Here is a 20,064-nt window from a genome sequence, read left to right on the forward strand (position 1 = left end):
AAAATACATTTTGGATGAAAAGTAGAGGAGTCGATCGCATGGCAACTAAGTATATTTTTGTTACAGGTGGCGTAGTGTCATCACTTGGTAAAGGGATTACAGCAGCTTCATTAGGACGTCTATTAAAAAACCGCGGGTTAAAGGTGACGATTCAAAAATTTGACCCATATATCAACGTTGACCCAGGGACAATGAGCCCATATCAACATGGGGAAGTATTCGTAACAGACGATGGAGCTGAAACGGATCTTGATTTAGGTCACTATGAGCGTTTTATTGATATTAACTTAAGCCAAAACAGTAATGTTACAACAGGTAAAATTTACTCTACTGTTCTGAAAAAAGAGCGTCGTGGCGATTATCTTGGTGGAACGGTTCAAGTTATCCCTCACGTAACAAATGAAATTAAAGAACGTGTTTTCCGTGCAGGTCGTGAAACGAATGCAGATGTTGTCATTACAGAGATCGGTGGAACAGTTGGTGATATCGAGAGTTTGCCTTTCCTAGAAGCGATCCGCCAAATTAAGAGTGACATCGGGATGGATAATGTCATGTACGTTCACTGTACATTAATCCCATATCTTGCTGCTGCAGGTGAGATGAAATCAAAACCAACGCAACATAGCGTAAAAGAATTACGTAGCCTTGGTATTCAACCAAATGTCATTGTGGTTCGTACAGAAAGACCAGTACCACAAGATATGAAAGAAAAGATTGCATTGTTCTGTGATATTCATAAAGATGCAGTCATCGAAGCGCGTGATGCGGAAACACTTTATCAAGTACCACTTGAGCTTCAAGCGCAAAACTTTGATCAAATCGTTTGTGACCACTTAAAGCTTTCTACAAAGGAAGCGGAAATGACAGAGTGGACATCTCTTGTTGAGAAGGTACAAAACTTATCAAACAAAGTGAAAATTGCTCTTGTTGGTAAATATGTTGCCTTACCAGATGCATATTTATCAGTAGCAGAAGCACTTCGCCATGCAGGCTATGCATTTGATGCAGACCTTGAAATTGAATGGGTTGATGCTGAAAAAGTATCAGATGAAAACGTAGAGAGCCTTTTTCAAGATGCAGATGGTATTTTAGTACCTGGTGGATTTGGTGATCGTGGAATTGAAGGGAAAATTTCAGCTATTAAATATGCACGTGAAAAACATGTTCCTTTCCTTGGGATTTGCTTAGGTATGCAGCTAGCAACCGTTGAATTTGCTCGTCACGTACTTGGTCTTGAAGGAGCAAACTCAGCTGAATTAAACCCAGCAACTCCATACCCGATCATTGACCTTCTTCCTGAGCAAAAAGATATTGAAGATCTTGGCGGTACACTACGTCTTGGTCTATACCCTTGTAAGCTTATCGATGGTTCATTGGCTCAATCGGCATATGGTGAGCAAGTCGTATACGAGCGTCATCGTCATCGTTACGAGTTCAACAACGAATACCGTGAGCAAATGGAGAAAGCAGGATTTACGTTCTCTGGGACAAGCCCAGATGGTCGTTTAGTGGAGATCGTTGAGCTTAATGATCACCCATACTTCATCGCTTCTCAGTTCCATCCAGAATTCGTTTCTCGCCCAACACGCCCACAACCTCTATTCCGTGACTTTATTGGCGCATCATTAAAAAAATAATAAATAAAAAAGGTTTGCCTAAATTGAGGGCAAACCTTTTTCTTTTCGCATAGAAAAGCTAATTAATACTCACTCATGATTTCTTTTATCGTTAAAAGTAAGCAAAAATAAGTATAGAGTCCTATAATAGAAGTTGGGTAACCACTTCGTTTGCCTTCTTCATCCGGGACGAGTCCAATATCACTTTCAAAATCAATATGGACATCAGCTAGGGAATAGGCTGCATCTTGCTCATCATAGAAATTTGAAATCGCAGCAAAAGGTACGCCTTGTACATGTAATTTCGTTGCTAAGCGACATGCTTCATCATCATTAGTGAAGGGTGAAAAAAGCATCACGCGATCAGCCGTAGTGAGTTCGTTCAAATTTTCTTGAGTGAGAGCTTTAATGGATTCATCTCGGTCTGTTCCATATTCTACCTCGCTAGTAATACCGCGAAGTTCACGTGTTCCGTATACATAAACAGTACCATCGCCAACAAGTGCTTGTGCCATCAGGCGAGCGGCATCTTCAAATTCTTCTTCTTTTTCGCGTACGGCCTTGATACGGCCCATTAATTGAGTGGTGAAAATGGGGATCATCTTGGTAACTCCTTTTCCTCATGAAAGTCTACGTGCATTATAGCGTAACCATTTCAAAGAAAAAAGGGAAGAAACACTTAAATCGACAACGTTCGAGAACTTTGTCGTATAATAATTTGTAAGATGTTAGCTCTTTTGCAGGAATTAAGACATAGTTGCAGAAGTAGTACATGATACGGTAGAGTAGCGACTCATTTAAAGTGAATGAGTCATTTTATTGTGAGGTAAAAAATGTTGTAAATTTTAGGTGTTAAAAGTTAAAGGAGGATGGCTATGCATAAGGTTTTAGTAGTAGACGATCAGTATGGTATTCGAGTTTTATTAACGGAAATCCTACAAAAGGATGGTTATCAATTGTATCAAGCAGCTAATGGAGTACAAGCTTTAAAAGTTGTGGAAGAGGACTCTCCTGATTTAGTTCTATTAGATATGAAGATTCCAGGAATGGATGGTCTTGAAATTTTACGTCGCATTAAAGAAAAGCATGAAGAAATTCAAGTGATTATGATGACGGCATACGGAGAATTAAACTTAATCAATGAGGCGATGCAACTTGGAGCGATTACTCACTTTGCTAAACCATTTGACATTGATGACGTGAGAAAAGTGATCAAAGACCACTTAGTTACCACATAAACTCGAGATAACTAAAAGGAAGCGTTTACTTTAAAAAACTTGTCGTTTCTCCTCTGCAAAAGGGTGTAATTCTAAGAGAGTATGCTATAATGGACACGTTCAAACTAATCGAGCGAAACGATTTAAAAGATCTCATACATATAGATAGTTGGATATTTACTGATCTATTCGGGAATCTTTTTAAATGGATACGATAGTATGCTTGCTCGCTTAGCGGACGACAGATATCTATGAATGCTCACACATAAAGGAGGATGTACGATGCCTTTAGTTTCAATGAAAGACATGCTTAACAAAGCAAAGGCGGAAGGCTACGCTGTTGGCCAATTTAACTTGAATAACCTTGAGTTTACTCAAGCAATCCTACAAGCTGCTCAAGAGGAAAACTCACCAGTAATTTGTGGTGTTTCTGAAGGTGCTGCTCGTTACATGGGTGGTTTTAAAACAGTTGTAAAAATGGTTGAATCACTTATGGAAGAGTACAAAGTGACGGTTCCTGTAGCGATTCACTTAGATCACGGTTCAAGCTTTGAAAAATGCGTTGAGGCGATCCATGCAGGATTTACATCAGTAATGATTGATGGTTCTCACTACCCACTAGAAGAAAACATCGCGCTTACTAAACGTGTTGTTGCTGTTGCCCATGCTCTTGGAGTTTCTGTAGAAGCTGAGCTTGGCCGCATTGGTGGACAAGAAGATGATCTAATCGTTGATGATGCAGAAGCAGCTTATGCGATTCCATCTGAGTGTAAAGAGCTAGTTGAAGCAACTGGTGTTGATTGTTTTGCACCAGCACTAGGTTCAGTACATGGCCCTTACAAAGGTGAGCCTAACCTTGGTTTCGATCACATGAAAGAAATCGATGGTCTAGTTGGAATTCCACTTGTACTTCACGGTGGAACAGGTATCCCAACAAAAGATATCCAAAAAGCGATTGAATTTGGACATGCTAAAATCAATGTAAATACAGAAAGCCAAATCTCATCTGCAAAAGCTATTCGCGAAACGCTTGCTGCTAAGCCTAATGAATACGATCCACGTAAATTCCTAGGTCCAGCTCGTGAAGCGATCAAAGAAACAGTTCAAGGCAAAATGCGTGAGTTTGGTTCTTCAAACAAAGCATAATTATAGTAAGAATTCGTTAAAAGCAGTTCACTTGAGCTGCTTTTAACGTCATTTTACGAGTGTTTTCGTCAAAAACTGGCATAATTCAACTTTATTATTTTTGAACCAATATTTTTTTACTATAATGAGTAAGCGATTACAAGTCAGATAAGTAATTTTAATAGCGTTTTCAAAACGTATATTCTATAAATCCTTGAGGTGATGAGCATGAAATTTTTTATTGATACGGCAAACATAGATGAAATTCGTGAAGCAAAAGAGCTTGGTATTTTAGCAGGTGTGACAACTAATCCTTCACTTGTTGCAAAAGAAGGTGTTGATTTTCACGATCGCCTGCGTGAAATTACTGATATCGTATCTGAATCTGTTAGTGCAGAAGTAATTGCCCTTGATGCAGAAGGTATGATTAAAGAGGGGAAGGAACTTGCTGCAATTGCCCCGAATATTACAGTGAAGGTTCCAATGACAACAGAAGGGCTTAAGGCAGTCCATGCGTTCTCTGAGTTAAATATTAAAACAAACGTAACACTTGTGTTCTCCGCTGTACAAGCTCTACTTGCAGCTCGTGCAGGTGCAACGTATGTGTCTCCGTTCCTTGGAAGACTTGATGATATCGGTCAAGATGGTCTTGAGTTAATTTCACAAATTGCGGATATTTTCGATGTACACGAGATTCCGACAGAAATTATTGCGGCATCTGTACGTCATCCGGTTCATGTAACAGAATCAGCAGCACGTGGGGCGCATATTGCGACGATCCCATTTAAAGTCATTCAACAATTAGCAAAGCACCCATTAACAGATCAAGGAATTGAAAAATTTCTTGCAGATTGGAATAATCGCTAAGCCAAAAGGGAAGGGCGTTTTGGCGACAAGAAACGGTGAGAATCGTTCATATGTGACAACTCTCACCGTTACTTTTTCCTCTCTTTGGGTATAATGGATACAAACGTTATAAGACGTATATCTATTAATCATGAGCATGGTTAGAAGGGATGCGGTTATGGAAAAATTAATGATTGATGGCGGTCATCCACTAGAGGGTACCGTACAAATTAGTGGAGCTAAAAACAGTGCAGTCGCGTTAATTCCGGCAGCTATTTTAGCAGACTCTCCGGTTACTATTGATAATTTACCTGGTATTTCAGATGTTCAATTATTAGCTGATCTACTAAGGGAAATAGGAGGCGAGGTTGAGTTATCTCTTGCAGATCAAGAAATTAAAATTGATCCATCAGAGATGATCGCTATGCCTTTGCCAAACGGAAAAGTAAAGAAATTACGTGCTTCCTATTATTTAATGGGAGCAATGCTTGGAAAATTTAATAAAGCCGTCATTGGACTTCCAGGTGGGTGTAACTTAGGCCCTCGTCCGATAGACCAACATATTAAAGGCTTTGAAGCGCTTGGGGCTCGTGTGACAAATGAGCAAGGTGCGATCTATTTGCGCGCAGACGAACTTCGTGGAGCTCGTATTTATTTAGATGTTGTCAGTGTAGGAGCAACCATTAACATTATGCTTGCTGCTGTGCGTGCAAAAGGTCAAACGATTATCGAAAATGCCGCTAAGGAACCTGAGATCATTGATGTTGCAACGTTGCTAACAAGCATGGGCGCAAAGATTAAAGGGGCAGGTACGAACGTGATTCGAATTGATGGCGTGGATTCCCTTAAAGGGTGTCGTCACTCGATTATCCCGGATCGGATTGAAGCTGGTACTTACATGATATTAGCAGCAGCAATTGGTCAAAAAGTGATCATTGACAATGTTATTCCTTATCACGTAGATTCTCTTATCGCAAAATTACGCGAAATGGGCGTAACCGTGGAGGCAAACGACGATCAAGTATTGATCCATAATACCGGCGAGAAAAAAGGGGTAGACATTAAGACTCTAGTATACCCTGGTTTCCCAACGGACTTGCAGCAACCATTCACGACGCTTCTCACACAAGCAAGTGGTACGAGCATTGTAACCGATACTATTTATAATGCCCGTTTTAAACATATTGATGAGTTAAGAAGAATGGGAGCTAATGTAAAAGTTGAAGGACGTTCTGCGATTATTAACGGGAAAACGCCTCTTCAAGGTGCGAAAGTACGCGCAAGTGATTTACGTGCTGGAGCGGCATTAGTGGTAGCTGGATTAATTGCCGATGGTGTCACAGAACTCTCAGGACTTGAACATGTTGATCGTGGTTATGAAAACTTAGAGAAGAAGCTTCTAGGTTTAGGTGCTAAATTGTGGCGAGAGAAATTAACTGAAGATGAATTGGATCAAGTCAAAAGTTAGATGCAATAAGGGAGAGGGATTAGATGGAGAGAAGTTTATCGATGGAGCTTGTGCGTGTCACAGAAGCGGCAGCATTAGCTTCTGGACGTTGGATGGGACGCGGGAATAAAGAAGAAGCAGATCGCGCTGCTACTGAAGCGATGCGAGATGTGTTTGATACCATTCCAATGAAAGGCACGGTTGTTATTGGTGAGGGGGAGATGGACGAGGCGCCTATGCTCTATATTGGCGAAAAGCTAGGAAATGGCTATGGTCCTCGTGTAGATGTAGCAGTAGACCCACTTGAAGGAACAAATATCGTTGCCTCAGGACAGTGGAACGCACTAGCTGTTTTAGCTGTTGCTGACCACGGCAATCTTTTACATGCACCGGATATGTACATGGATAAAATTGCAGTGGGTCCTGAATCAGTGGGGCAAATCGATATTGATGCTCCGATTATTGATAACTTAAAAGCCGTTGCTCGCGCTAAGAATAAAGATATCGAGGATTTAGTTGTGACGATCCTTAATCGTACTCGTCATGAAAGAATTATCCAAGAAATAAGAGAAGCGGGTGCACGTATCAAGCTCTTACCAGATGGTGATGTTGCAGCTGCTGTTAACACAGCGTTTGATGACACTGGGGTAGATCTTCTGCTTGGTTCAGGCGGCGCACCAGAGGGAGTACTAGCAGCTGTTGGTTTGAAATGCTTGGGCGGAGAATTACAAGGGCGCCTTCTTCCTCAAGACGAAGCTGAACTTGAGCGTTGCAAGAAGATGGGAATCAGTGACTCGAATAAGGTTCTTCTAATGGATGACCTTGTAAAAGGAGATGACTGTATTTTTGCGGCGACTGGGGTAACGGATGGTGAATTGTTAAAAGGTGTCTATTACAAAGGATCCAATGCGACAACCCAATCAATTGTTATGCGTGCCAAGTCAGGTACAGTTCGCTTTGTAGACGGTACTCACAGCATGCAAAAGAAGCCAGGTCTTGTTATTAAATAATGATCATAATGAAAGCTAGACATGTGTCTAGCTTTCATTATTTATTAAGTACTTTCCCTAACAACTAGTAGGTAGGAAAAACTGGATGCTTGAATAACTTTTGCTTTTTAGGGTACAATGATACAAGTATTCTGAGTTTAAATATATGACCGATCTTTTACTTATACTACTTCATCATTCTATAATCGATCCGGTGTAATATAACTATTAATAGAGTGTGGTGTAATAATGAGCAGTGTCAATATAGCCGATTTAGAAAAAATGAAGCTGAAAGAGCTTTATGAGTTAGCCAAACAATATAAAGTCTCTTATTATAGTAAACTAACAAAACGCGAACTTATTTTTGCGATTTTAAAAGGCCAAGCTGAAAAAGATGGTCTTATGTTTATGGAAGGCGTCTTAGAAATTATTCAAACAGAAGGATTTGGCTTTTTAAGACCAATTAATTACATGCCAAGTTCAGAAGATATTTATATTTCTGCCTCGCAAATTCGACGCTTTGATTTGCGTAATGGAGACAAAGTATCAGGAAAAGTAAGACCTCCTAAAGAAAATGAGCGCTATCATGGTCTACTTCATGTCGAAGCGGTTAACGGTGATGCACCTGAAACATCAAAGGAACGCCCTCACTTCCCTGCCTTAACACCTTTATACCCTGAACAAAAAATTGAGCTCGAAACTGCCCCAGGAAGAGTTTCATCTAGAATTATTAATATGATTTCCCCAGTCGGATTTGGTCAACGTGGCCTCATTGTAGCCCCTCCAAAAGCTGGTAAGACCTCTTTAATGAAGGAAGTAGCGAACAGCATTGCTGAAAATCACCCTGATGTTGAATTAATCGTGCTCTTAATTGATGAGCGTCCTGAGGAAGTAACAGATATTGAACGTTCAGTAAAAGGGGAAGTTGTCAGTTCTACGTTTGATGAAGTGCCAGAAAATCATATTAAAGTAGCTGAACTTGTGCTTGAACGCGCAATGAGATTAGTCGAGCATCGCAAAGATGTCGTTATTTTAATGGATAGTATTACACGTCTTGCGCGTGCTTATAACTTAGTCATCCCACCAAGTGGACGTACATTATCAGGTGGTATTGACCCAGCAGCATTCCACCGTCCAAAGCGTTTTTTCGGTGCAGCGCGTAATATTGAAGAAGGTGGAAGTCTGACGATCCTTGCAACAGCTCTTGTAGAGACGGGTTCTCGTATGGATGATGTCATCTATGAAGAGTTCAAGGGAACCGGTAATATGGAACTTCATCTTGATCGTAAATTGGCTGAACGCCGTATCTTCCCAGCAATCGATATTCGTCGTTCTGGTACGCGTAAAGAAGAACTTCTTTTGCCAAAAGATCAGTTAGATAAGTTATGGGCGATTCGCAAGACAATGAATGAATCGCATGACTTTGTCGATCAATTTATTCGTCGAGTGAAAAACACGAAGACAAATGCTGATTTCTTTAGTGAAATGGAAAAAGATATGAGCGGGACAAGCCGAAGAAAATAATGTAAAAGTTATTCCTTGAAAAACGGCCATGAAGCGATTTGCATAGATGTACATCTTCATACCTTTTAAATAGATGTAAAATACAGTTGCAAAAGGAAGCTTGGCTTGTTATAATTTCGTCATGTGTGATTAGATAACTCTGTTTCGAAAAGATTCAGGGCGGAAGGAGATGAAAGCAATGAGACAAGGTATTCACCCAGAATATCAAAAAGTGGTTTTCATGGATACAAGTACTGGTTTTAAGTTTCTAAGCGGTTCTACTAAAGGTTCTGCTGAAACAATCGAGTGGGAAGATGGTAACACATACCCGCTTCTAAAAGTTGAGATCAGTTCAGATTCGCACCCATTCTACACAGGTAAGCAGAAGCTTAACGATGTTGGTGGACGTGTTGATCGTTTCAAGAAGAAATACAACATGAAGTAAACTGGATATGCGAACAGGCAAGCGCACTGCACTTGCCTGTTTTTTTTGCACCGAGGCGTGCACAGCAGTGCATTTATTGACTCAAATAGGCAGTATTATGCAAGATTAATCTAGAATAAGTAATCCAATACATGTCAAAATGAATGTTGAGATAAATTGAGATGCTAAGATTGAAAAGCAAAGTTTTGAAATGAAAAGGTTGAAATGCTATGAACAAAGATGGTCATTACTTTGGGCTAAGCATTTTTATTATTTGTTGTAAGGTGGGGAATGAATATGCGTGTGACGGGGCATGAAGGTCGTTTAGAAGTAATTTGTGGAAGTATGTTCTCAGGAAAATCAGAAGAGCTAATTCGTCGAGTACGTCGGGTGAGCTTTGGGAAACTTAAAGTACAAGTATTTAAGCCAGTAATTGATAATCGCTACAGTGAGGAAGAGGTTGTTTCCCATAATGGAACAAAGGTGTGTGCTATGCCGGTACGCACTTCCGTTGATATTCTTGAGCACGTAAATCCCGAGACGCAAGTCGTTGCAGTAGATGAAGTTCAGTTCTTCGATGAGGGGATCGTGGCAGTTGCTGATGAGCTTGCCAATCGTGGGATTCGTGTCATTTGTGCAGGCCTTGATCAGGATTTCAGAGGAGAGCCGTTTGGACCGATTATGCCACTTATGGCTTTGGCAGAAGAAGTTACAAAGCTTCAAGCGGTTTGCCCAGTCTGTGGAACGCCAGCAAGCAGAACACAGCGATTAATTGACGGAAAGCCTGCTTCTTATACAGATCCAATTATTTTAGTAGGGGCTTCTGAAGCTTATGAGCCACGCTGCCGCACATGTCATGAAGTACCAAATAAGCCGTCACGCTTACCGAATGTACCTGTTAAACATGGTCAAATCTAACAACGTGTAACGCGTCTTTATTGGGTATCCTAATCATGCAGCGTCACCTGCTGCAGGAGGTGCTCACAATGAAGAAAAAATGGTTAGTTGGGTTATTGGTTGGGACGTTCTTAGTCACAGGGTGTAACGATCCAGATACTCCTGATGTTCAAGCGCTGAATGATAACCATCGGATTTCACCTGAACAAGTAACATATGGTTTACTTGGACCGGGGCCAATTAATTATGGATCGATTCGTCACTCTGCTATGAAGAGTCAAATGGCAGAAGTAAATACCACTGGGGGGAGTTATCGCTCTGCGAATAACTATCATCAGGACTTAGGGGACGATCAAGCTCTTATGAAGCGAATCGTTGCAAATGAATCACCATTTAATCCGGGTTCTGTGATGATTGCCGGGCATAACGCTTGGGTAACCGTTCATGTTCCACAGGAGTTTGACCAAACGAACAAAAAAACGGAGCTCGACAAATTGAAACGAACATTCTTGCTTGAAGTTCCTAGGTATGAAATTCATTTAAAAGAAAGTTAATGGAAGCACCCGCGCTTGCGGGTGTTTTTTTTTGAGTGTAGTACTATTATACCACGAACAGATAAAATTAACAGAAAAATCAAAAATAAAAAAAGCTGGGACAATCTAGAGGGTTAACTCAGGATACGAACGAAGCGCTAAATGAGCGGATGAAATATACGTAGACCTCCTGTGGGATGAAAAGCATAAGTGAGACCCCACAGTGCGTAGCACGAGGAGGCTCACTAGCTTCCCGCGGAAAGCGAAGTATATTTCAGGAGCGGTATACAGAGACCGCATCAGTAATGTTCGATTTTCCATAAGTTAAAATACTTTTGTCTCAGCCTCACTATCCACGACGTCTTGCGGCTTGTTGAATGGGATCCCAAACTCCGTTGTAAGGAGGGGCATAAGCAAGGTCGAGATTTTCGAGGTCTTCCATCGTCATTTTATGGTAAAGGGCGGTAGCTAAAACATCAACCCGTTTATCGACGCCTTCTTTTCCGATAATTTGGGCACCTAATAATTGCTCAGTGTGTCTTTGATACATTAAACGAATCGTTAGCACTTCGGCACCAGGGTAGTAAGTTGCATGATGTGGAATTTCTGCATCAACGAATTCGGTCGGAATGTGGAGGGCATCCGCTTCTTTTTGAGAAAGTCCGCATCTACCTAGGGTTAAAGAAAAGAATTTTAATATCGATGTACCGACGATCCCTTTAAACGTCCTAGTGGAACCTGCCATGTTTAAGCCGGCAATACGTCCTTGTTTATTAGCGTGTGTGCCAAGTGGAATAAAGTCATCATGCTCCTTGATTCGGTGATATTGAGTAGCGCAGTCTCCAGCAGCATATACGTCTTTAATATTGGTTTCCATATAAGCATTTACTTTAATTGCGCCACTTTCGTGAAGGTGAATGCCGGTCTCTTTTAAAAAGTGGGTATTGGGTTTAACGCCAATTGCGACAATCACCATATCAGCTTTAATGGTTTGTTTATCTGTTATAACTTCCTGTACACGATCTTCTCCTTTAAAACCTTTCACTTCCTCATTTAAAAGAAGATTCACCCCGTGATCTGTTGCTTCTTCATGAATTAATTTCGCCATTTCTTTGTCAAAGATCGTGCCCAACTGTGGCCCTCTTTGGATCAACGTTACCTTTTTCCCTTGTTCTACCAAGTTCTCAGCCATCTCAAGTCCGATGTACCCTCCGCCAATGACTACGATATGACGAGGATCCTTTTTCATGTCATTCATAATCGCTTCTGTATCAGGAATCGTTTTAATGGAATGGATTCCGTCTATATCGACCCCTTCCCAATCTGGAACAATGGGGCTTGCACCTGTGGCAATTAAGAGGCGATCATAAGGAATGTTAAATCCATCCCCTGATACCACTTTTTCATCAATATCTACATGTTTGACCTCGTGGTTCACTCTGGCATCAATGCCGTACTTTTCGCGGAAGGTTTCCACCTCGCGTGCAACAAGATCATCCAGTCCACCTTTTACTAAACCCCCCACCGCATATGGTAGGCCGCACTGAGCGTAAGAGTAATACTCCCCCATCTCTAGGGTTGTCACTTTTGCGTTATCATCTTGCCTAATAATTTGCATCGCTGCACTCATGCCTGCAGCATCCCCGCCAATAACTACGTATTTCATCGACATCACCTCATAAAATGTACGTATCAGTTTTCATAAAATCAGTATTCCCTTGATATGCTAAGGTAAAACAAAGAGAGAATCTTTCCTCGCATTGACCCAGAAGTGGGCATATACTATAATTAGAATGTTATGCACTGGAAATTTTAATGAGGTGAAAGCCGTGTTAGATCGTTTACAATCAGTAGAAGACCGTTACAATCGTTTAAATGAATTATTAAGTGACCCGGATATAATTAGTGATAATAAGAAGTTACGTGAATTCTCAAAAGAACAATCAAGCATTGAAGATACGGTTCAAGCTTACCGTGAGTATAAGGAAGTCGTCTCGCAATATAAAGATGCTAAAGCGATGCTTGAAGATAAGCTTGATGATGAGATGTATGCAATGGTAAAAGAGGAAATGGATGAGCTTTCAACTCGCAAAGAAGAGCTAGAAGCGCGTCTTAAAATCCTCCTTCTACCGAAAGACCCGAACGATGATAAGAACGTTATCGTTGAGATTCGTGGAGCTGCCGGTGGAGATGAGGCACAATTATTTGCAGGTGACCTTTACAAAATGTATTCACGTTTTGCGGAGGCGCAAGGTTGGAAGACTGATTTGATCGAAGCCACATCAACAGAGCTTGGTGGCTACAAAGAGATTATTTTCAGTATCAATGGTGCTGGAGCTTATTCGAAAATGAAATATGAAAATGGTGCTCACCGTGTTCAGCGTGTTCCACAAACGGAATCAGGTGGCCGTATTCATACATCTACAGCAACCGTTGCTGTTCTTCCTGAAGCAGAAGAAGTGGAAGTAGAGATTCACGACAAGGACATTCGTGTAGATACGTTTACATCGAGTGGACCAGGCGGACAAAGTGTAAATACTACGATGTCAGCTGTTCGTTTAACTCACTTGCCAACAGGTACTGTCGTATCTTGTCAAGATGAGAAGTCTCAAATTAAAAACAAAGAAAAAGCAATGAAGGTACTACGTGCGCGTGTCTATGATAAAGTTCAACGCGAAGTGCAAGCTGAGTATGATCAAAACCGTAAGCTTGCAGTTGGAACAGGTGATCGCTCAGAGCGGATCCGTACGTATAACTTCCCACAAAGTCGTGTAACAGACCACCGCATCGGTTTAACGATCCAAAAGCTTGAGCAAATTTTACAAGGGAAGCTAGATGAAGTCATCGATGCTCTCATTGTGGAAGAACAAGCAGAAATGATGCAAAATGCTGAAGAGTAATCTGATGCCAAAGACGATACACGAAGCCCTCCGTTGGGCTTCTTCTTTTTTAGTGGACCTTGGGGGAGAGGGTACGGCAGCTGAATGGCTGTTGCTTCACCACCTTGAGGTGAACCGGACTAAGCTTTTTATGATGTTTCACGATCCCATTAAACAGGATGTTTGGGATGCGTTTAGAAAAGATATTCTTACTCATGCCGAAGGGGTTCCCGTCCAGCACTTAATGGGGTATCAGGAATTTTACGGACGTCGTTTTCATGTTAATCAATATGTTCTGATTCCACGCCCAGAAACCGAAGAGCTTGTTCAACATGTCCTCCATTTTAAAACGGAGTTATTCCATGATCAATCGGTAGAGGTACTCGATGTTGGTTGTGGAAGTGGAGCGATTGCTATCACGCTTTCAAAAGAGGACGCCTCTCAAAAAGTAGAGGCAGTCGATATTTCCCTAGAAGCTCTGAATATAGCTAAGTCAAATGCTGCAGAGCTTGCTGCAAAGGTCGATTTTTTTGAGAGTGACCTCCTTCAAACACCATTAAAAGAGAATAAAAAGTATGACATCGTTGTTTCAAATCCACCTTATATTCCTTTAGGTGAGCATGATGAATTAGCTGTGCATGTACGCGATCATGAGCCTCATCTTGCCCTATTTGGAGGTCAGGATGGGTACGAGCTATACCGTCGATTAATAAAGGAACTACCAGGTGTCATCAAGAAAACTGGACTTGTCGCTTTAGAGGTTGGAGCAGGGCAAGGGGAAACCGTGCGCCAATTATTGCAAGAAGTCCTTCCTCAGGCAACGACTGAAGTGAAACTTGATATCAGTGGGAAAGATCGAATGGTATTTGCCTATGGCACGTTGAAGGAAGAATAATAGACTAAATTTGTCGAACACTTTCATGTTTAATTGAGCACGGCCCTGACCATACTGTGTGATGAAAGGGCGGTGCAAAACCATGAATCCAAAAGTTATTATTTATCTATTATTCTCTTTATTCGTTTTACTAGTAAGTTACGAATCCCAACAAACCGTTGCCGTAGCGAATCATCATGAAACGGTTAGTCAAGATGAAGCGATTCGTCTTCGTATCCTTGCAAATAGTGATGCGGTAAGTGACCAAATTTTAAAGCGTGAAATTCGTGATGAAGTGAACGCTGCGATTACAGAGTGGGTTACAGGATTAATTGATTTAGAAGATGCCAAAAATGAAATCACAAATAATCTTCCTGAAATCGAAGCGATTATAGCACGTGAATTAGAAAAGCAAGGGTTGAGCCAACAATTTACCGTTTCATTTGATGAAGTTCAATTTCCAACGAAGCTTTATGGAAACTTAGTTTATCCAGCAGGAATGTATGATGCGGTTTTAATTACGCTAGGCGAAGGAAAAGGTGAAAACTGGTGGTGCGTTTTATTTCCTCCACTATGCTTTTTAGATATGGCAAATGGCGAAGCGGTTGAATCGTCATGTGATGAATCAGCCGATGAGAAAACAGAAGAAGTTGAAGTAACATTCTTTGTTATAGAAATTTTTTCTTCTATTATTGAAAGTCTTTTTGGTAACGATCAGGCATAAAACTTTTCTCCTTGCATAGATATCGAGTAAAGAGCTATACCTAATAGACAAGCTACTAGCAGGTGTACGACTCGAATCGTTCAAGGAGTGGATTAATATGAGTATTGTTGTTAGAAAAGCGGCAACAAAAGATATATTACCTATTCAAAGGTTAGTGGCAAGAGCAGGACTTCATTCTACTGGAATTGAGCACTCAATAAGCCAATTTCTTATTGTGGAAGATGAGGACGAGCAAGTTATTGGAGCGGTAGGAATCGAACAGTATGATGATGTAGCACTGTTACGTTCACTTGTGCTAGATTCACCGATTTGGACGGGAGTTTTGACACTGGAATTTTTACAAGTGGCTCTAGCTTATGCAAAAGACCATGATGTCCAACATGTGTATATGTGTGCAAAATCGGCCTCGCCTTTATTTTACCAATTAGATTTTAAAGAGATTCAAAAAGACCGAGTGCCAAAAGCTATCCAACAATCCACGCATTATAAACAAACGGTGGATAAATCGGTGAGAGTATGGGCATGTGAATTAAACGATTAACATGTGAATAACTGACTTTTAAACAAGTGAAATACGCTACTTATACACAGGTTGTCCACAGCGGTGGATAACTTGTTTTTTGATTTGTGCGAAAATGATTGTCGAATCCTTAGAGAGGGTTCGCTTAAACCACACTGAAACCCTTATTATTACTAGGTTTTAGTCGATTATTGTCGCTTGGTTTGACAAGGGACGACAACCCTTGCAAAATAAAGGAGATAGGGGCGGTGAAACATGAGTTATAAACAGACGAAAGTGTTCAATGTGGATAACGTAATTGGTGATGATAAAAAACATGAATATATAAGGATTGCTGGCTTGTGGATAAAAAGTGGAGAAGTCGTAGCATTTCCCACAGAAACTGTGTACGGACTTGGAGCTAATGCCTTAAGCGAGGAAGCAATTGCAAAAATATTTAAAGCGAAAGGTAGACCGAGTGATAATCCACTCATTGTCCATATTTCAAAAAAAGAGCAGTTGGACGAGCTCGTTACTGAGGTTTCTCGCGCTGCTGAAAAATTAATGGATGCATTTTGGCCAGGGCCGTTAACATTAATTTTTAAGAAAAAAGGATCGATTGCGAAAAATGTGACGGCTGGACTTGAAACGGTAGCGATCCGCATGCCGAGTCATCCAACGGCTCTGGAATTAATTGAAGCTGCTGGAGTACCTGTTGCGGCACCGAGTGCGAATTTATCGGGTAAACCAAGCCCCACTACAGCGCAACACGTCTATCATGACCTACAAGGGCGAATTGCTGCTGTTGTCGATGGCGGTAGTACGGGTGTTGGACTTGAATCAACAGTACTAGATTGCTCAGTAGACGTACCGATGCTCTATCGTCCAGGCGGAGTTACTGTAGAACAGATTGAAAAAGTGATTGGCGAAGTCACAATCGACCCCTCGCTTAAAGATACAGAAGATACCCCACGCTCTCCAGGAATGAAATACACGCACTATGCACCTAAAGGGAGTCTGACGTTAGTGAAGGACGCATCCAACATTCAACCTCTCTTAAACGAAGCTCGAGGGCAGGGGAAAAGAGTCGGCGTCTTGACTACAAAAGAGCGAGCTAACCATTACGATGCCGATGCTGTAATTGCTTGTGGCGAGCGAGAGGATTTAGCGAGTGTCGCTACAAAGCTTTATGATACGTTAAGACAATTCGATCAAAAAGAAATTGATGTCATTTACTCCGAAACGTTCCCAAACGAAGGAGTAGGCGTGGCGATTATGAACCGACTTGAAAAAGCAGCTGGCGGGAGAGTGGTCTGAGCATTAGATGGGGAGTGAGTTTGAGGAATTGAGGATTTCGATGACTTAGCGGATTTCGCTCATATAAAGGCTGGTTGAGACGGGTTCGCACATAAAATCAAAATGGCGCACATATCTACGGTATTGCGCTCATAAAAGGATCGAACTCGCTCATAAAATAAAATTTTCGCTCTTATGTGTAAGGATTTCGCACATAAGAGCTTTTTTGTGTTTGTGCCGGCAAATGTTGTGTCGATTGATAAATTATATTTTGATCCTATAAAATGGTAAATTTTATATAAAAGTTCTACTATGGTCTATGGACAAATTGATGTAATTGTGGTAATTGAGTCTGGTTTTAGATTTGGAGGTGATTATGCAGAAGGAGCGGAGGACTTCGCTCATATAAAGGCTGGTTGAGACGGGTTCGCACATAAAATCAAAATGGCGCACATATCTACGGTATTGCGCTCATAAAAGGATCGAACTCGCTCATAAAATAAAATTTTCGCTCTTATGTGTAAGGATTTCGCACATAAGAGCTTTTTTGTGTTGGGAGCAGGGTGACCGGCCCCGCCTCTCTGCTTTTCTCGTGTCTATTCTTCTTTGGACTTGCATACATTTTAGTAGCATGTGTGGGGAGTGAAGTGTATGCATGAGGTGGTGACGTTAGTCATTATGGCTGGGGCGCTAGGAATGGATGCTTTTTCAGTTGCACTAGGGATGGGTATGCTGGGGTTGCGCCTAAAACAAATCTTTAGAATTGGAGTGACGATCGGGGCTTTCCATGTCATTATGCCTTTACTTGGGATTGTTACAGGAAAAGTACTGTCATCCTATTTTGGGATGATTGCTACGTATATTGGAGGTGGATTATTACTTGTGATTGGCATTCAAATGATGGTTGCTGCATATAAGTCGGATGATGCCTCACTTGTAAAGCCGATGGGGTGGGGATTGTTTTTATTTGCCGTCAGTGTCAGTCTAGATAGTTTCTCTGCTGGTCTTGGTCTTGGGATGTTAGGTGCAAAAACGTTACTCACAGTTGGAGTAATTGGGGCTATGAGCATGATTCTATCCTGGATTGGCTTGTTAATGGGGAGGAAATTCGGACAATACATTGGATCATTTGGTGAATTGATTGGTGGGTGCATTTTGATTGGATTTGGATTGAAGCTAATAATCCCTATGTGAAATCGGGTTATTAGTCATAGGCTAAACGATTCGTATATTTGCCATGAACAGCGATACAGTTTTTAAAATGACTGTGATAAGATGGAAGAGAATAGAGACAATATAGATGATGTGCATAAAAATTGGAGAAGCTTAAATGGAAGGAGGAGTTAAAATGAGTATTAAAAATATCTTATTTGTTTGTACAGGAAATACTTGTAGAAGTCCACTTGCTGAGGCGCTTTTGCGTCACCGTATGGGAACGGAAATAGAGGTTAAGTCTGCAGGGGTACATGCATTTCCAGGAAGTCCGGCTTCAGAAGGTACAAGGTTGGTGTTAGAAGATAAAGGCATCCAACATTCCCACCAGTCCCAACCTGTGACAAATGACTTACTTGAATGGGCAGACGTCATTTTAACGATGACATCAGGTCATAAGGAGCTCGTATCAAGCCAATTCAGTGAGTATCAAGATAAAGTACATACATTAAAAGAATATGTGGGTATTCCATCGCAAAGAGCTGACATTAGTGACCCGTTTGGTGGATTGTATGAAGAATATGTCAGAACAGCCGATGATATTGAAGAGTGTCTTGATGCTTTAGAGAAACAACTGAAGAAATCATGAGAGGTGGCGCATTGAGGTGGGGGAACGAAATAAATATTGTGCTAGTATTCGTAAAAAGCTCGTAATTGGAATTAGTGGACTAGCGGTTGTAACATTCGGGTTCAGTGCTATATTTATCTTTATTTTAGGGGATTTTTTCGAGGGGATATTAGGACTCAACCGTGAAACGATTATCATCCTCACGCTCATAAAAGGAGTATTCTGGAGTGCAGTGTTAGGCTATGTTGCGGCGCCTGTAATTACTAAGCCTTTAAATGAGTTAGAAGTGTCAGCAAGATTGGCAGCGGCAGGAGATATCCATCAAGATGTTTCTGTTTCAAAGTCTGATGATGAACTTCGGGCTCTTGGACTTGCTTACAATGAAATGCTGGGTAGTTTGCGACAAATGGTTCGAGACATTGATGATAACTTTCATAAAACAAATGCTGTTGTTAATGAAATGAATCAATCCTCTGAATTTGCAGCGACAAAAGCAGTTGATATTGGTAAAACAATGGATGAAATTGCTCAAGGTGCGGAAAGCTCTGCATATGCAGTACAGCATACAGCAGAAGCTATGGAAGAAGTCACAAAACTTGCCGTCAATGTGGAAGAAAGGGCGGTAGAGTCAACATCGTCATCAAAACAAATGGTACAAGCTTTAACCGAAAGTCGCCGTGCGATAGATGAACTAGTAAAAGGGATTCATCAACTTGCTTCTGACAATGAAGAGTCAAGAGCGGCAGTTGGACGCTTAGAAGACCAAGCGCGAGAAGTAGGGGAGATCATTAGTCTTGTTGGTGACATTGCTGCTCAAACGAATTTATTAGCTTTAAATGCCTCGATTGAAGCGGCACGTGCAGGGGAGCACGGAAGAGGGTTTGCGGTTGTAGCAAATGAAGTGCGGAAGCTTGCTGACCAAAGTGCACAAGCGGTTCAAGGGATTTCAAGTTTGATTCACAATATGCAAGAAGAAGTGCAACGAGTGGTGTACCGAATTGATGAGCAGGTGAAAGTTGCCTTTAAGCAAGCGGAACGTGGCAGTCAAACAAACGAAACAATTGCTCTTATGGAGAAATCAGTGCATGATGTGGCTACGGTCATAACCGACATTTCGAACATGACGAAACAACAAATGGAATCAATTCAAGCTACTTCTCAACAATCCCAGGAAGTCGCAGCGATTGCGGAGGAGACATCTGCTGGCTCAACAGAAGTCACAGCTATGGCAGAACAACAGTCTGAAACGATTCAAAACATGTCAAAGACAGCGCAAATTTTATCAACTCATGCAAACCAATTGAAAGCAACGATCGAAAGGTTTACAATTTAAAAGATAAGATGACACATACGGAATAAAATTAGAAAGCTCCAGTGCCGACTCGATTAATAAAGAGGAGGTGCTTGAGCTTTTC

General features: G+C 41.2%; 20 protein-coding genes. 18 read left to right on the top strand and 2 right to left on the bottom strand.

Annotation, left to right across the window (positions count from 1 at the left end; translation table 11 throughout):
• Positions 1 to 38: 38 nt before the first annotated feature.
• Complete coding sequence (locus AB3N04_RS12335; RefSeq protein ID WP_368503070.1) at positions 39 to 1,637, top strand: CTP synthase; 1,599 nt, start codon at positions 39 to 41, stop codon at positions 1,635 to 1,637.
• A 62-nt stretch (positions 1,638 to 1,699) separates the two neighbouring features.
• On the opposite strand, the gene AB3N04_RS12340 is transcribed toward AB3N04_RS12335, so the two are convergent.
• Complete coding sequence (locus AB3N04_RS12340; protein WP_368503071.1) at positions 1,700 to 2,218, bottom strand: DUF2529 domain-containing protein; 519 nt, start codon at positions 2,216 to 2,218, stop codon at positions 1,700 to 1,702.
• A gap of 273 nt (positions 2,219 to 2,491) precedes the next feature.
• Between AB3N04_RS12340 and AB3N04_RS12345 the strand changes: the two genes are divergently transcribed.
• From AB3N04_RS12345 to AB3N04_RS12385, 9 genes are all read left to right on the top strand, one after another.
• A complete protein-coding gene (locus tag AB3N04_RS12345; protein ID WP_317121759.1) occupies positions 2,492 to 2,854 on the top strand; it encodes a response regulator in 363 nt (120 codons plus the stop codon).
• 261 nt (positions 2,855 to 3,115) lie between these two features.
• On the top strand, positions 3,116 to 3,979 hold the full coding sequence (locus AB3N04_RS12350) for a class II fructose-bisphosphate aldolase (protein ID WP_317121758.1): 864 nt from the start codon (positions 3,116 to 3,118) through the stop codon (positions 3,977 to 3,979).
• A gap of 207 nt (positions 3,980 to 4,186) precedes the next feature.
• Positions 4,187 to 4,825, top strand: coding sequence for a fructose-6-phosphate aldolase (gene fsa, locus AB3N04_RS12355; RefSeq protein ID WP_368503072.1), 639 nt, complete (start codon positions 4,187 to 4,189; stop codon positions 4,823 to 4,825).
• 157 nt (positions 4,826 to 4,982) lie between these two features.
• Complete coding sequence (locus AB3N04_RS12360) at positions 4,983 to 6,272, top strand: UDP-N-acetylglucosamine 1-carboxyvinyltransferase (RefSeq protein ID WP_317121757.1); 1,290 nt, start codon at positions 4,983 to 4,985, stop codon at positions 6,270 to 6,272.
• A 23-nt stretch (positions 6,273 to 6,295) separates the two neighbouring features.
• Positions 6,296 to 7,261: a class II fructose-bisphosphatase gene (glpX, locus tag AB3N04_RS12365; RefSeq protein ID WP_047972605.1), complete on the top strand. Its 966-nt coding sequence runs from the start codon at positions 6,296 to 6,298 to the stop codon at positions 7,259 to 7,261.
• Positions 7,262 to 7,489: 228 nt separating this feature from the next.
• The gene (gene rho / locus AB3N04_RS12370) at positions 7,490 to 8,764 is read left to right on the top strand and encodes a transcription termination factor Rho (protein ID WP_047972604.1); all 1,275 of its coding nucleotides are present in this window, start codon (positions 7,490 to 7,492) and stop codon (positions 8,762 to 8,764) included.
• Between the two features lie 178 nt (positions 8,765 to 8,942).
• A complete protein-coding gene (locus AB3N04_RS12375) occupies positions 8,943 to 9,188 on the top strand; it encodes a type B 50S ribosomal protein L31 (RefSeq protein ID WP_047972603.1) in 246 nt (81 codons plus the stop codon).
• Positions 9,189 to 9,464: 276 nt separating this feature from the next.
• Entirely contained in the window at positions 9,465 to 10,085 is a 621-nt protein-coding gene (locus tag AB3N04_RS12380) for a thymidine kinase (RefSeq protein ID WP_368503073.1), read from the top strand.
• A 68-nt stretch (positions 10,086 to 10,153) separates the two neighbouring features.
• A complete protein-coding gene (locus AB3N04_RS12385) occupies positions 10,154 to 10,618 on the top strand; it encodes a hypothetical protein (RefSeq protein WP_368503074.1) in 465 nt (154 codons plus the stop codon).
• Positions 10,619 to 10,946: 328 nt separating this feature from the next.
• Here AB3N04_RS12385 and AB3N04_RS12390 read toward each other — a convergent pair whose 3' ends face one another.
• Positions 10,947 to 12,263 (bottom strand): FAD-dependent oxidoreductase, encoded by a 1,317-nt coding sequence (locus tag AB3N04_RS12390; RefSeq protein WP_368503075.1) that lies wholly within the window; start codon positions 12,261 to 12,263, stop codon positions 10,947 to 10,949.
• Between the two features lie 163 nt (positions 12,264 to 12,426).
• On the opposite strand from AB3N04_RS12390, the gene prfA reads away from it, so the two are divergent.
• The 8 genes from prfA to AB3N04_RS12430 all read left to right on the top strand — a co-directional run bounded on the left by prfA (position 12,427) and on the right by AB3N04_RS12430 (position 19,982).
• Positions 12,427 to 13,497: a peptide chain release factor 1 gene (prfA, locus tag AB3N04_RS12395; RefSeq protein WP_368503076.1), complete on the top strand. Its 1,071-nt coding sequence runs from the start codon at positions 12,427 to 12,429 to the stop codon at positions 13,495 to 13,497.
• Between the two features lie 4 nt (positions 13,498 to 13,501).
• The gene (gene prmC / locus AB3N04_RS12400; RefSeq protein WP_368503077.1) at positions 13,502 to 14,371 is read left to right on the top strand and encodes a peptide chain release factor N(5)-glutamine methyltransferase; all 870 of its coding nucleotides are present in this window, start codon (positions 13,502 to 13,504) and stop codon (positions 14,369 to 14,371) included.
• Positions 14,372 to 14,453: 82 nt separating this feature from the next.
• Positions 14,454 to 15,074, top strand: coding sequence for a stage II sporulation protein R (gene spoIIR / locus AB3N04_RS12405; protein WP_368503078.1), 621 nt, complete (start codon positions 14,454 to 14,456; stop codon positions 15,072 to 15,074).
• Between the two features lie 97 nt (positions 15,075 to 15,171).
• Complete coding sequence (locus AB3N04_RS12410) at positions 15,172 to 15,615, top strand: GNAT family N-acetyltransferase (protein WP_047973330.1); 444 nt, start codon at positions 15,172 to 15,174, stop codon at positions 15,613 to 15,615.
• 234 nt (positions 15,616 to 15,849) lie between these two features.
• On the top strand, positions 15,850 to 16,890 hold the full coding sequence (locus tag AB3N04_RS12415) for an L-threonylcarbamoyladenylate synthase (protein ID WP_368503079.1): 1,041 nt from the start codon (positions 15,850 to 15,852) through the stop codon (positions 16,888 to 16,890).
• Positions 16,891 to 17,520: 630 nt separating this feature from the next.
• Positions 17,521 to 18,063 (top strand): manganese efflux pump MntP family protein, encoded by a 543-nt coding sequence (locus AB3N04_RS12420; RefSeq protein ID WP_368503080.1) that lies wholly within the window; start codon positions 17,521 to 17,523, stop codon positions 18,061 to 18,063.
• Positions 18,064 to 18,217: 154 nt separating this feature from the next.
• Complete coding sequence (locus AB3N04_RS12425; protein ID WP_368503081.1) at positions 18,218 to 18,670, top strand: low molecular weight protein arginine phosphatase; 453 nt, start codon at positions 18,218 to 18,220, stop codon at positions 18,668 to 18,670.
• A 16-nt stretch (positions 18,671 to 18,686) separates the two neighbouring features.
• Positions 18,687 to 19,982: a methyl-accepting chemotaxis protein gene (locus tag AB3N04_RS12430; RefSeq protein ID WP_368503082.1), complete on the top strand. Its 1,296-nt coding sequence runs from the start codon at positions 18,687 to 18,689 to the stop codon at positions 19,980 to 19,982.
• The last annotated feature ends 82 nt before the right edge of the window (positions 19,983 to 20,064 follow it).

This window comes from Alkalihalophilus sp. As8PL, assembly GCF_040939795.1.
In the GTDB taxonomy this organism is placed as follows: Bacteria; Bacillota; Bacilli; order Bacillales; family Bacillaceae_D; genus Alkalihalophilus; species Alkalihalophilus lindianensis.

Bases quoted from the DNA above. Each gene is read 5' to 3' on its own strand.
- AB3N04_RS12335 (WP_368503070.1), top strand. From the start codon at position 39: ATGGCAACTAAGTATATTTTTGTTACAGGTGGCGTAGTGTCATCACTT.
- AB3N04_RS12340 (WP_368503071.1), bottom strand. From the start codon at position 2,218: ATGATCCCCATTTTCACCACTCAATTAATGGGCCGTATCAAGGCCGTA.
- AB3N04_RS12345 (WP_317121759.1), top strand. From the start codon at position 2,492: ATGCATAAGGTTTTAGTAGTAGACGATCAGTATGGTATTCGAGTTTTA.
- AB3N04_RS12350 (WP_317121758.1), top strand. From the start codon at position 3,116: ATGCCTTTAGTTTCAATGAAAGACATGCTTAACAAAGCAAAGGCGGAA.
- fsa (WP_368503072.1), top strand. From the start codon at position 4,187: ATGAAATTTTTTATTGATACGGCAAACATAGATGAAATTCGTGAAGCA.
- AB3N04_RS12360 (WP_317121757.1), top strand. From the start codon at position 4,983: ATGGAAAAATTAATGATTGATGGCGGTCATCCACTAGAGGGTACCGTA.
- glpX (WP_047972605.1), top strand. From the start codon at position 6,296: ATGGAGAGAAGTTTATCGATGGAGCTTGTGCGTGTCACAGAAGCGGCA.
- rho (WP_047972604.1), top strand. From the start codon at position 7,490: ATGAGCAGTGTCAATATAGCCGATTTAGAAAAAATGAAGCTGAAAGAG.
- AB3N04_RS12375 (WP_047972603.1), top strand. From the start codon at position 8,943: ATGAGACAAGGTATTCACCCAGAATATCAAAAAGTGGTTTTCATGGAT.
- AB3N04_RS12380 (WP_368503073.1), top strand. From the start codon at position 9,465: ATGCGTGTGACGGGGCATGAAGGTCGTTTAGAAGTAATTTGTGGAAGT.
- AB3N04_RS12385 (WP_368503074.1), top strand. From the start codon at position 10,154: ATGAAGAAAAAATGGTTAGTTGGGTTATTGGTTGGGACGTTCTTAGTC.
- AB3N04_RS12390 (WP_368503075.1), bottom strand. From the start codon at position 12,263: ATGAAATACGTAGTTATTGGCGGGGATGCTGCAGGCATGAGTGCAGCG.
- prmC (WP_368503077.1), top strand. From the start codon at position 13,502: ATGCCAAAGACGATACACGAAGCCCTCCGTTGGGCTTCTTCTTTTTTA.
- spoIIR (WP_368503078.1), top strand. From the start codon at position 14,454: ATGAATCCAAAAGTTATTATTTATCTATTATTCTCTTTATTCGTTTTA.
- AB3N04_RS12410 (WP_047973330.1), top strand. From the start codon at position 15,172: ATGAGTATTGTTGTTAGAAAAGCGGCAACAAAAGATATATTACCTATT.
- AB3N04_RS12415 (WP_368503079.1), top strand. From the start codon at position 15,850: ATGAGTTATAAACAGACGAAAGTGTTCAATGTGGATAACGTAATTGGT.
- AB3N04_RS12420 (WP_368503080.1), top strand. From the start codon at position 17,521: ATGCATGAGGTGGTGACGTTAGTCATTATGGCTGGGGCGCTAGGAATG.
- AB3N04_RS12425 (WP_368503081.1), top strand. From the start codon at position 18,218: ATGAGTATTAAAAATATCTTATTTGTTTGTACAGGAAATACTTGTAGA.